The sequence below is a fragment of the Metabacillus bambusae genome (assembly GCF_017497975.1).
Classification (GTDB): Bacteria; Bacillota; Bacilli; order Bacillales; family Bacillaceae; genus Metabacillus; species Metabacillus bambusae.
On sequence record NZ_JAGDEL010000017.1, the window covers coordinates 122,499 to 134,326 of the forward strand.

The window sequence follows — 11,828 nt, forward strand, 5'->3', positions numbered from 1 at the left end:
AATCTTGATTTTAATGCCCTAATTTTTCCTTCAACCATTTTTCCCATTGTTGTTTACATTGACCTAACAGATATTTATCATACTGAGCATTCATTGTTTTACTAAAAGCTTTTCCGTGTAAACCAATTTGTAATTGCTTATATTTTGAAGATAAAGTTTCAACAAGATCCAAGGTTTTCTTTACATTGTTATCTGAATCACATGATAAAAACAGAAACTTTGGTTTGACTTTTTCTAGGACAATTTCAAAATCATCATCTACAATACTCGCTCCTATGTATATTACTTCAAATCCCATAATCCGCAAAAACACAGTAAAGGTTAGCAATTCTAGCTCATATGATTCATCTGGACCACATACAGCAATTACCTTTGGTAATAATCCAATTCCTGGTAGTGTATGTAAAATCATCCCGATTCGGGACCGTAAAAACGAAAAAGCAAAGTGTTTTTGAGGAGTGGTTATGTTGCCGTCTTCCATTTGATCGTCAATTTTCACGAGTAATTCCCCAAGCATATCAATAACCACTTTATCAACAGTATATAGACTAAAAGCTTTATTTAAACGTTCATTAGCTTGGTTTTCATCGAAATTCAGAAGCGATTGAAGGAGCTCGTCCATGAGTTCAACTGACAAATCTACTTCCTTTACTCCGTTCCCAATCTCATTATTGTGATGAATTGGTGCTTGACTATTCGCTAACAAATTGACTGCCTGACTTATCGTAAACCCTTTATTCACTTTATCAATTAACCATTTTAACGTATTGATGTGTTCTTCTGTATATAAACGATGACCTGATTCGTTTCTTTTAGGTGCAATCATTTTATAACGCCGTTCCCATGCTCTAAGTGTACCCGCTTGGATACCGAGAAGAGTAGTAACAGCTTTTATATTATACTTGCCTTCTTGCTTAGACATAGGAAATCCCCCAAAAAGTAAAAACCCTGTATAAAATTATATCGAATCCTTAACAACCTGTAAAATTACGCCAAGCTATTGAATAGACCATGCTTTATGTAAGCATGGTCCATCCTATCATATCATTAGGCTGACTCGCCAAACTTTGTTGTTATTTACCAAGTAATGCGGTGTGGTTGATTGCAGCGAGTGTTGCTCGCTTTCCGCGGGGCGGGCGGTGAGCCTCCTCGGCGTAAACGCCTGCATGAGACTCACCTGTCCCGCTGCTCCAGCAGGAGTCTCGCAATCCGTTTCAATCAACCTGAATTAGTTTTTGTTTTAAAAGCAAAAATCTTTTAGAAAAGAGCATTGTTTTAAAAGCAGCAGCCTTTTAGAAAAGAGCCTATCATTATTTGTCTTATTCATTATGTAAACTAGTATGCTTTAATTGGATAAAATGTGCTTCAGCAGGAGCACCAAGTCTAAGCGGAATTCCTGATGTTCCATATCCATTACTAATTAAAAGTAAAGCCTTTTTTAGATCGTGAAGTTTTCCCTTTTCATATAATCCTAAACCAAATAAACGGATCTGACCACCATGTGTATGCCCACTTAGGATTAATGATATGTTGTCTGTTTTCATTACCTTGTAATAAATATCTGGGTTATGACTTATTAATAGTCTAAAGTCACCTTCAGGTAAATTTGCCAAGGTTAAATCAAGCCTATCTCTGTCCTCACTCATATCCTCTACACCCAACAAGATCAATTTTTCACCAGTCTTTGAAGTTATGGTGGCAGATGAATTATTTAGGATGGTAACACCATGTTTTGTCAGAAGATATTCAAGCTTGTCTTTTCCTACTTCATAATCGTTATTGCCAAATACAAAATAAACTGGCGCAATCTTTTTTAATTCATTTATATTTTGCTCTACCTTCTCAAAAGGTACACCTGCTTCAGTTAAGTCTCCACCAATCACAACAAGATTAATTGAATTCGGAACCATATGTAACAATTTTTCAGAAATGGTTCTTCTATGAATATCAGAAATAAAAAATATCCTGAATGTGTCAAAACTTTTTGGGAAATCATCAAATAAAAGCGTATGTTTTGTTAAACGATTTTCCTTCGCTTTAAAAAGCATGATTATAACAAATGTAAAAAGGATGAAACAAAAAGCAAAAATTATTTTAATTAGCAAGGATAACACCTCAGCATTCTATATACAATAAAGAAGAAAAATATTAATCATTGAATGATTGTAAAGATGGATTATAACATAAAATAACAGTGAACGAAAAAACCCTTCTATTCTACTTTATGAAAAGAAGGGGTAGGCTTATGAGTTCGTAAAATCTGTCTATTTATGAAGGTTTATTTTTTAAAAACTTTTTTAGGTGCATTGATGCCATTTCATTTACTTTCATGAAACAAATTTATATCAAATTCATTCTTCATCATTGAAAATACTTCATGGCGCTTTTGCCATTGTATAGGTTGTGGCCATAATTCTGTGCTTTTTCTTATTACTTCACATCTTAAATTATGATATTCCGTTTCAGCTTTTTCTTCTTTCTTTTTATAATACTGTGCTGTTGCATACCCACCCACGATTAGTAATACAACCAATATGTGATACGTACCATCAAACAATGTATGAAATATCACCTCCAGTTGACCACCAGTAGGTTTGATTATAAATGCATACAAGTAGACAATAAATCCCATTAATAAGATAAAGGTGATGAATTGTGCTTGAAAGCATTTATTTTTATATGTTTCAAACTTTTTTTTGCGCTCAACTAGATGATGAAGCATTTTCTTTGTTGGTTCGTCAGTATGACCATTCAGCAGTTGAATCCTCGTTTCTATAATAACCACTTCCTCTCATACAACGGTTCTTATTGTTACTACATTGTATGAAGTCGTCCACATATATATGAATAGGTTCCATTATAAAAAACCTAATGTGGAATAGCTATTTTATAGGTATCTTCAAAATTTGACCCTCATAAATATTATTTGCCTCTATCCCATTATATTGACGGATAATTTCTTCTCCTGATCGACTCTTATAATATTTAATCGCTATTTTAAAAAGAGTCTCACCAGCAGCAACTTTATGTGTTTTCACTTCAGTATAATCGGTTTCGCTAGATTGTACGGTATCTGTATCATTTGTAGGTTTTTCCGTCGAGCTATCTGTATTATCTTGTTTTTTCTGATTTTCGGAATCCTTTTCAGTTGAATCGGTCTCGGTCTCGGTCTCGGTCTCGGTAGTGCTAGTTGTTCCACTATCATTATTATTTGTTTCAATTTCTTCTACAGGCTTATCTTCTACTTCTTCAGATGAAGCACTGTCCACTTCTATTTCCACAGGATCCTGCTCTTCGTCTGTTTCTTCAGCTTTAGAAATATAAACAGTTTCGTTCCCTGAGGAATTTTTGCTAGTAACAGACTGATCTCCACTGCTACCGAAGTATAAATAAATTGGTAACGCGATTAGTACCAAAATGAAAAACACGGTTAGAATACTTATTAATGGATATTTCATTTTTGGATTTTTCTTTTTTTGCTTATCTTTATGAACTTCACCACGTGGTGGATAATCTCCATGTATTTCTTTATAATCATCAATCATTTTTTCGCGCAAATTTTCCGCTTGGTCAGGGCGTTTATCAAATTCACTCATTTGCTTTTTTCACCCCTTTTAAAAATTGCAACCTAATTTGAATTGCAAACACTAAATCAATTAAAAAATGAGCAATAATAGTTGTATATAAAGTTTCAGTCATTTCATACACAATACCTAACAGAAAACTAATTAAAACGACCATTGTAAATAAAAGCCATTTTGACAGATAGCGAAAATGCAAGATAGCAAATATTAGACTAGCAACCCCTATTCCAAAATGGGTTTGTAACACACCACGAAATAAGATTTCCTCAGAAATCGCTATTAACGCAGTCAAAACAATTATATGTGGAATAGACCTTTTTTCGAAGATTTTTTCATTAATCCCACCATCATCAGTTAAACGAGATGGCGCTACTTTCATTATTATAAAATCTACAATGATAACAATTAATGCTAAACCAATGCCATATATGACAAATAAATAATCTCTGATTATCCACAAATCAAAAAATTCCTCAATCTGATCAAATAAAAAGAACCCTAAAGCAATAGCAATACAAAGTAGTAAAAATTGTGTAAAGTATAAATTTTGAACAATTTGTTTATCTGTTAGTTGTTTAATTAGTTCATTTTGCTTCTTCAACAAAAATTAATCACTCGCCTTACGAAAAATCGTCTTCAATTCTTCTTCCCAATCCACTTCTAAAACTTGTTCTATACTCTCTTCATTACTCTCATAGATCGTATAGTCAACTCCACAGCTGTCACAGCAATTCCTGGTACCTGGATTTGTATATTCCTCATCGAAATAAGCTAATAACTTTTTCCTTCTACACCCCTCAGTTGAAAGCCAATTTGTCATCTTACGTAATTTTTCTTGTTTAATCTTAATCCTGTTCTCAATCTCAGACCAAATGTGTGAAATAAGACTATCTGGCTTGAGTTTAAGATCATTCAATCCCATTAAGTGATTTTCTATATAACGCCATTGAATTTCTGTTAATCCAAATTGTTCATTAATTTTTTCGAAAGGAACTGATTCATTTCTATTTTCCTGCAAAAAATAAATGGTTCGGTAAAGTTTATCATAAGATGGAAATTCAGATTCTACCAATGATTTAGGTACTTCATAATCAGCATCTGTTAACATCGTAACAGCAAGGCTCGGGAATCTATCTCGACCAGCTCTTCCAATCTCCTGCATATAAGATTCCAATTGAGAGGGGAAATGAAAATGGATAACATACCGGATATTTTGCTTATTAATTCCCATTCCAAATGCATTTGTACAGCATACAACTTTTAGTTGATCATATAAAAATTGCTGCTGAATGAGAATTCGCTGCTCTTGATCCATTCCACCATGATAATAACCAATTCCGTTTGCACCAGATTCAATAAGAATTTGGGCGAGTCGTTCTGCCCACAATCTACTTGAACAATATATGACCCCAGGACCTTTTAATGAACGAACTAAATGAAGGATTCGAGTTATTTTTTCATCAATTGTTGTATGTTTTTCTACTGTTAACGCAATATTTGGACGATCAATTGAATAGATGAAAGCTTTATTTCCTGAACGAAATTGTAGAATTTTTTGAATGTCCTCCAGTACCTCTCTTGTTCCTGTTGCTGTCAGAGCTAAGCAAGGAGGCTGACCCAGTTTTTTTCTAATATCCCCTAATTTAGAATAGTCCGGCCTGAAATCATGCCCCCACTGTGAGATACAATGGGCTTCATCTACTACAAACAATGAGATTTTTGCTTTTATTAATGCATATTGTACATAATCATATTGAAGGATTTCTGGAGAAGCATAAATATATCGATATTTGTTGATAGATTGTAAATACATTTTCCTTTTATTAAATGGAATCGTGCTATTTAATGCAATGACGCTCTTCTCGCCTCTTAATTTAATTTGCTCAACTTGATCCTCCATTAATGATAACAAAGGTGAAACAATTAAAATGGGGCCGTTTAAAAGGTATGAAGGCAGCTGATAGCATAGTGACTTTCCCCCTCCAGTAGGAAGCATTGCCACAACATCCTTCCCATTTAAGACCGTTTCAATTATTTCCTTTTGCCCTGTTCGAAAATGTTCAAGATGAAAGTAAGTTTTCAACACTCTACCTAACTGTTGATTCATTCGTTCCTCCCATTCATTGCAAAGACAAGTCTTATTTGAAAGTAGCTGAATTGATGATTTAAATATTCTTTTACTTTTTTCAATTGATGTGTTTTAAGGACCTCAATTGCAGTAGTAATTCGTTTGAAATCCTCTTTCGATAAATAAGGATCTGGCGTATAAGTATTATCATGTAGTGTGATTTCTACGATATGGTCCTCTATCGTGCTCTCCTTTAACCTACGAATAGCAGCAATTTCCGATAGACTGATTCCTTGTAACAAATAGGAGCGTGTTATTGCAGTTGACGCAGTAAGTGTATTTTTTTGTTGCTTATCTTTAATGATCTCCTTTAATACTAAATGTTTATTTCCAATAGCTTGTTGATGCTGAATAATCGAATGAACGATATTCCAAAATTGCAAGTAAATATATATTGGGTCATCTTTATGCTTTAACGCTATTTGATCAAATGTTAGTCCAACTCTCTGACTTGATGTTAGCCTCTGGATAAAAATTGTTGCTTCTTTGTCCGATTGTAAATGTAGAACATGCTTTAATTCCTCGTATAATAAGTTTATTAGATCTGATTTTGTATTTTCCCTTAAAAATTTTTTAACCCATTGCAAATCCTCTTGATTTTTTGTTAATGGCAGGTAATGATGCCTTTCATACACACTATTAGACAAAACCTGAACAAGCAAAGAAAGTCTTCTCCAAAAGACCCTAGCAATATCCCCATATTCCCAACCATTTAATGCAGATGGAATTGGCTTAACTTTTTGATTTTCAGCTAAAATGAAATGACCTTTTTCCGTTAATGCATAATGTTGACTGGTTAATAATTCTATAAGACCATCATTCAATAGTTGTTCACATGCATCATTCACCTGTTGTCGTGAAAGCCTAGGAAAAAGACTGAACATATGTGATAGGTTAAAAAGTTTGCCATCTTGAATTGTTTGTGAAGATTTTTTCCCATTAAGCAAATGATATATAGCGGAGAGAGATCTTTCTCCATTAAGATGTTTAACACAATTTAGCAGTACAAAATGAAAATAACCATGTTTCATTATATCACCCTACAATGTTTGACAATATTCGAGCCACACTGTTTATTTTAACAAATTTTTGGACATTCGTTTACAATTTAAGCATATTTTATTGACTACTTTAGTTATGAAAAGGATTATCAATAGAGTTTTTTATTGAAATGTCCAAAAAACAGATTTACAATACTAATTAGGAACATCATTAGCTGTTGACATCAGTAAAAAAGAATTACTCAACTTTTAAGTTCTACCATATGATGATATGGTATTAATTTTTTCAGGAGGTTTGTTTTAAATGGCAAAATATACAATCGTAGACAAAGACACTTGCATCGCATGTGGTGCTTGTGGAGCTGCAGCACCAGACATTTATGATTATGACGATGAAGGTATCGCATTTGTTACCTTAGACGATAACCAAGGTATTGTCGAAGTTCCAGAGGTACTTGAAGAGGATATGATGGATGCTTTTGAAGGCTGTCCAACCGATTCAATCAAGATCGCTGACGAAAAATTCGATGGTGACGCGTTAAAATTTGAATAGTAAATTAAAACCCTCTGCTTAGTAGCAGAGGGTTTTTGTTATACTTGCTTATAATTTATAACTAATTGGTTTGTTAACCAAGTTCTCATTTTCGACATTAAAGCGATTATCAGCAGTGTGACACTCAATCCTTTTATGAGGTTGAATGGTAAAATTGCCGCAACAACTAACTGTCTTGTTGCTTCTGAAGTCATCGCAGGCATATTTAAAAATAAAGTATATGCGGGCATGATGACAAAATAATTTAAAATGCTCATAATAACTGTCATTAACAATGTACCGATTGCAAGCCCAACAAGTAGACCCTTCAGATTTTTAAATCTTCTAAACAGATACGCTGACGGTAAAATAAATAATGAACCAGCAATAAAGTTTGATATTTCACCTACAGGAACGCCTGTCGCACTTCCTTGAATTAGATAATGAAGAATATTTTTTATGGCTTCTACCATTAGTCCTGCTGCTGGTCCAAAAACAATCGCAGCAATTAAAGCAGGTACATCACTAAAATCAATCTGTAAAAAGCTTGGTAAACCCGGAAATGGGAAATCAAGCATCATGAGTAAGTATGCTATACTGCTTAGCATTCCTACTGTTACATGTTTTTTAACTTTACTTTGTTGCATCATTTTTCTCTCCTTTTCTGATCGCACTCGAAAAAGAGAAAGTTCTTAGACTAAATAAAACAAGCCACTGTATCATCATTGTCTTATTAAGAACAACAATTACATCAGGGGCAATTTCACAAGTCTAAATAAACGTTAAAAACTGTAAATTTTAAACGTTTGAACCTCCATCTTCTCTCATCCAGACTATACTGTCGGTTCTGGATTCACACCAGATCCTGCCCAATAATAAAGGCTCGCGGACTTAGAAAAATACTTTTCATCACCGCCGGTCGGGAATCACACCCTGCCCCGAAGATTGATCATTTATTTAGTTTTTAACTCTTAGGTAGTATATTACTTTAACCGACTTTTGTATAGAAAGATGTCTTCTTTCCACTTTAGGACTTGGAGATAAGCCAAGTTTCCCTAGAAATATCTTACTATTCATAAACTACTTTGTATTTCATTTTTAATATAGCGTAATATCGAAAACGCTTTCTCGCTTTAGCGCTTTAACGACTCGTTGACAAAATTCCCTTAATATGTTAAATTATCTGATATTTAAACTGTACTGTAGGGGTGATTTTAATATGATCCATGTTCTAGTTTCAGACTCAATGAGTAGCGAAGGTTTACAACCATTATTAGATGCATCACATATTAATGTTGTGCAAAAAACGGTTGAAGAGGTTGAAGATGAGCTGCACTTGTTTGATGCATTGCTAGTTAGAAGTGCTACCAAGGTTACAGAAGATTTGTTTAAAAAGATGACAAATCTTAAAATTGTAGGTCGTGCTGGTGTTGGTGTTGATAACATCGATATTGAGGCTGCAACAAAGCATGGTGTTGTCGTTATAAATGCACCAAATGGAAATACAATTTCAACAGCAGAGCATACTTTTGCGATGATGGCATCATTATTACGTCACATCCCTCAAGCGAATGTTACAGTTAAATCAAATGAATGGAATCGTACTGCATTTGTTGGTACAGAATTATACGGTAAGTCTTTAGGTATTATCGGGTTCGGTAGAATTGGTGGAGAAATAGCGAAGCGTGCTCGTGTATTTGGAATGAATATTCTCGTTTTCGATCCATTCCTTACGAAAGATCGGGCAGAAAAAATTGGTGTTAGTAACTGTACATTAGATGAGCTTTTAACTAATGCTGATATTATCACAGTTCATACACCGCTTATAAAAGAGACACGAGGTATTCTCAACAAAGAAACAATTGCAAAAACAAAAAAAGGTGTATATTTATTGAACTGTGCACGTGGTGGAATCATCGATGAAACAGGATTGATACATCATCTGGAAAACGGTCATGTTGCTGGAGCTGCCTTGGACGTATTTGAAGTAGAACCTCCAGTTAATAATAAGCTTCTTAAATTTGACAATGTTATCGTAACACCACACTTAGGTGCTTCAACAAAAGAAGCTCAATTAAATGTTGCAGCTCAAGTAACTCAAGAGGTATTAAATTTCTTAGATGGTAAACCAGTTACATCATCTATTAATTTACCAACTCTTACAAAAGAGCTTTTCGATAAAATTCAGCCTTTTTATCACCTTGCTAAAAAGATGGGTAATATTGTTTCACAATGTATGAAGGTACCAGTACAAGAAGTTGCGATTCAATATGAAGGATCTGTGGCTGAACTTGAAACTTCATTCATTACGAAAGCATTATTATCAGGATTTTTAGGCGCTAGGGTTGATATAACTGTAAATGAAGTTAATGCAGGTATGATTGCTAAAGAAAGAGGCATTACGTTTAGTGAGAAAATCACCACAAATAACTCAGGTTACGAAAATTTATTAGAAGTAAGAGTAATTGGCGACAATCAAAACTTTGTTCTAAGAGGTACCCATGTTCCACACTATGGAGAACGAATTGTCGGTATTAATGACTTTAATATTGATTTCTATCCAACAGGATATTTATTGTACATTCAACACCAAGATAAACCAGGTGTAATTGGACGTGTTGGTAAAGTGTTAGGCGATCATGAGGTTAACATCGCTACTATGCAGGTAGGTCGTAAAGAAAAAGGCGGTGAAGCAATCATGATGTTAGCTTTTGACCGACCTTTAGATGATACATTAACTAGTCAATTATCATCATATGATGATATTGTTTCTGTAAAAACAATTGATTTGTAATAAGTAAGTTTCTGTGGCTGAACACTATAAAGTGGTTCAGCCACTTTTTATTAAATTCTCTTGTAATGTGGATGTCGATGTGTCGTTATCTATATTACAAGAATTTCACGCTAAACGCTAAGAAAAATGAAGGGTTGACTATAAGGATTTAGAAGAGTCTAGTTTTTACTCATCATTCGTTTTTACTAATTAATAAATCTTGTTGAGGATGAATGAGTTCATTGCTTAATCGATTTGCCTTTTTTATTGCTTCAGGATTCATACTAAACTCTTTGGCAATTGACTAAAAGCGTGTCACCAGCTTTCACAACATAGCTTTTTCTTTGTTCAGATAGACTTTAAGCTCTTGTCCTGGGTAAATAACATCAGAGTCTAACTTATTCCATTCCAGTAATGATTTAATCGTTACCTTATAGTTTTGTGACAATTCCCAAAGGGTGTCACCCTCTCTAACTGTTATCACCATTTTTTGCAGATTTTTTTCTTGTTGTTCACTTACAGTTTTCTCAATAGAAGTAGAATGAACCTTTGTTTGAACTAACTTCTGTTTTACTTCAGTCGAATCTTGAACTTTTTGGATTGACTCTCGATCAATGGTATTTTGATCGTGCTCTGCATGAACAGTTGAATTTGACAAATCGAATACAAATAAAGGATCTAATGCATGTGATTTATCATAAGTCCATTCTCCTTCATGCAATTCAAAGTGTAAATGCGTTCCTGTAGATACACCAGTATTGCCGATAATGCCAAGAGTTTGACCTCTTTTAACCATATCTCCTTCTTCAACCATTCTCCTACTTAAATGAGCATAAACAGTTTCGTAGCCTTCTGGATGTTCAACAAATACTACATGTCCATATGTATTGGAGTAATATGATTTTGTTACTTCCCCATCCGATACTGAGACAATTTCTTCCCCTTCAGGAGCAGCAATGTCAATTCCTTTATGGTTACCATTTCTCGTGCCAAAGGTATCCGTAATTTTTCCATCAACAGGCTGTACCCAGTTATCATCTAACTCATCTATGTATGATTGTGCTTTCACTGGATTACTTCCCATAAAGATCATTCCAATAAAAAGTCCAATCATTGTCATCACCATAATATGTCTTACTTTAACTAACATTTTTTTCCCCCTACATTTTTTTGCTTTTTCGTAACGATCCGTTTTAAATCCATCACCTAAATAAGATCGTTATTAAGTGATTTTACGAAGGATTTACAATACTACACCAGCATGTACGAAAAACGCACTTTGTATGCTCAGGCTTGAAGTGAAAGTTACAAATGATAATATCCTATCCACTTTAAAGATTGATCATTCGACAAATGGCAAGTCTCATTTTGCTACACGGACATTGTATGTATGCTCGTCTGGAAAAAGAACAATTGTAGTATATTACATTTATTACCTGAATATACACAAGTTGAAATTTTAATGTAAATAATCCCTACTATAGCTTTAAAATGGAAATAAATGCTAGTTGAAACAAAACAAAAAGAGACTCTAAATGAACTGCACCCCAAATGTTAGACACAACTAACATTTGGAGGTGTAGTTTTTTTATGACAAAGTATTCACTTGAAACAAAAATTTCATCAGTAGAGCACTACATGAAGGGTACTAGCTCTTTTAAAGATACAGCGAATCTCTTTGGTGTTACTTTGACGGCTTTAAAAACTTGGGTAGCACAGTATAAAGAACAAGGTACGGAAGGATTAACTTCAAGGTATACAAACTATGATATTCGCTTTAAAATGGACGTAATTAGTTATATGAACGATA

The 11,828-nt window shown here is 34.0% G+C and carries 12 protein-coding genes and 1 riboswitch; of the genes, 3 read left to right on the forward strand and 9 right to left on the reverse strand.

Annotation, left to right across the window (positions count from 1 at the left end; translation table 11 throughout):
- Positions 1 to 10: 10 nt before the first annotated feature.
- The 7 genes from I7822_RS19920 to I7822_RS19950 form a co-directional block, all read right to left on the reverse strand.
- Positions 11 to 922, reverse strand: a complete 912-nt coding sequence (locus I7822_RS19920; protein WP_207980826.1) for a MerR family transcriptional regulator — start codon at positions 920 to 922, stop codon at positions 11 to 13.
- Between the two features lie 397 nt (positions 923 to 1,319).
- Positions 1,320 to 2,105 (reverse strand): metallophosphoesterase, encoded by a 786-nt coding sequence (locus I7822_RS19925; protein ID WP_243459572.1) that lies wholly within the window; start codon positions 2,103 to 2,105, stop codon positions 1,320 to 1,322.
- A gap of 212 nt (positions 2,106 to 2,317) precedes the next feature.
- Entirely contained in the window at positions 2,318 to 2,785 is a 468-nt protein-coding gene (locus tag I7822_RS19930; protein ID WP_207980827.1) for a DUF2663 family protein, read from the reverse strand.
- A gap of 97 nt (positions 2,786 to 2,882) precedes the next feature.
- Entirely contained in the window at positions 2,883 to 3,596 is a 714-nt protein-coding gene (locus I7822_RS19935) for a LysM peptidoglycan-binding domain-containing protein (protein ID WP_207980828.1), read from the reverse strand.
- The gene (locus tag I7822_RS19940) at positions 3,589 to 4,188 is read right to left on the reverse strand and encodes a CPBP family intramembrane glutamic endopeptidase (protein WP_207980829.1); all 600 of its coding nucleotides are present in this window, start codon (positions 4,186 to 4,188) and stop codon (positions 3,589 to 3,591) included. Before I7822_RS19940 ends, I7822_RS19935 begins: the two co-directional genes overlap by 8 nt.
- Before the next feature lie 3 nt (positions 4,189 to 4,191).
- On the reverse strand, positions 4,192 to 5,691 hold the full coding sequence (locus tag I7822_RS19945; protein WP_207980830.1) for a RecQ family ATP-dependent DNA helicase: 1,500 nt from the start codon (positions 5,689 to 5,691) through the stop codon (positions 4,192 to 4,194).
- Positions 5,688 to 6,743 carry a YpbB family protein gene (locus I7822_RS19950; protein ID WP_207980831.1) on the reverse strand — a complete coding sequence of 352 codons (1,056 nt, stop codon included), beginning with the start codon at positions 6,741 to 6,743 and terminating at the stop codon, positions 5,688 to 5,690. Before I7822_RS19950 ends, I7822_RS19945 begins: the two co-directional genes overlap by 4 nt.
- A 274-nt stretch (positions 6,744 to 7,017) precedes the next feature.
- On the opposite strand from I7822_RS19950, the gene I7822_RS19955 reads away from it, so the two are divergent.
- Positions 7,018 to 7,266 carry a ferredoxin gene (locus I7822_RS19955; protein WP_066330021.1) on the forward strand — a complete coding sequence of 83 codons (249 nt, stop codon included), beginning with the start codon at positions 7,018 to 7,020 and terminating at the stop codon, positions 7,264 to 7,266.
- Between the two features lie 38 nt (positions 7,267 to 7,304).
- Here the strand turns inward: I7822_RS19955 and I7822_RS19960 are convergent, their stop codons facing one another.
- The gene (locus I7822_RS19960) at positions 7,305 to 7,895 is read right to left on the reverse strand and encodes an ECF transporter S component (RefSeq protein WP_207980832.1); all 591 of its coding nucleotides are present in this window, start codon (positions 7,893 to 7,895) and stop codon (positions 7,305 to 7,307) included.
- Between the two features lie 162 nt (positions 7,896 to 8,057).
- Positions 8,058 to 8,195: riboswitch (FMN riboswitch) on the reverse strand.
- A 269-nt stretch (positions 8,196 to 8,464) separates the two neighbouring features.
- On the opposite strand from I7822_RS19960, the gene serA reads away from it, so the two are divergent.
- A complete protein-coding gene (gene serA, locus I7822_RS19965; RefSeq protein ID WP_207980833.1) occupies positions 8,465 to 10,039 on the forward strand; it encodes a phosphoglycerate dehydrogenase in 1,575 nt (524 codons plus the stop codon).
- Between the two features lie 304 nt (positions 10,040 to 10,343).
- Here the strand turns inward: serA and I7822_RS19975 are convergent, their stop codons facing one another.
- Positions 10,344 to 11,168 (reverse strand): peptidoglycan DD-metalloendopeptidase family protein, encoded by an 825-nt coding sequence (locus tag I7822_RS19975; RefSeq protein WP_207980835.1) that lies wholly within the window; start codon positions 11,166 to 11,168, stop codon positions 10,344 to 10,346.
- Between the two features lie 440 nt (positions 11,169 to 11,608).
- Here I7822_RS19975 and I7822_RS19980 point away from each other — a divergent pair.
- Positions 11,609 to 11,828, forward strand: a 220-nt coding sequence (locus I7822_RS19980; protein ID WP_207980836.1) for a helix-turn-helix domain-containing protein, incomplete at its 3' end; no start/stop codon positions are given.

Bases quoted from the DNA above. Each gene is read 5' to 3' on its own strand.
- I7822_RS19920 (WP_207980826.1), bottom strand. From the start codon at position 922: ATGTCTAAGCAAGAAGGCAAGTATAATATAAAAGCTGTTACTACTCTT.
- I7822_RS19950 (WP_207980831.1), bottom strand. From the start codon at position 6,743: ATGAAACATGGTTATTTTCATTTTGTACTGCTAAATTGTGTTAAACAT.
- I7822_RS19935 (WP_207980828.1), bottom strand. From the start codon at position 3,596: ATGAGTGAATTTGATAAACGCCCTGACCAAGCGGAAAATTTGCGCGAA.
- I7822_RS19975 (WP_207980835.1), bottom strand. From the start codon at position 11,168: ATGTTAGTTAAAGTAAGACATATTATGGTGATGACAATGATTGGACTT.
- serA (WP_207980833.1), top strand. From the start codon at position 8,465: ATGATCCATGTTCTAGTTTCAGACTCAATGAGTAGCGAAGGTTTACAA.
- I7822_RS19945 (WP_207980830.1), bottom strand. From the start codon at position 5,691: ATGAATCAACAGTTAGGTAGAGTGTTGAAAACTTACTTTCATCTTGAA.
- I7822_RS19955 (WP_066330021.1), top strand. From the start codon at position 7,018: ATGGCAAAATATACAATCGTAGACAAAGACACTTGCATCGCATGTGGT.
- I7822_RS19960 (WP_207980832.1), bottom strand. From the start codon at position 7,895: ATGATGCAACAAAGTAAAGTTAAAAAACATGTAACAGTAGGAATGCTA.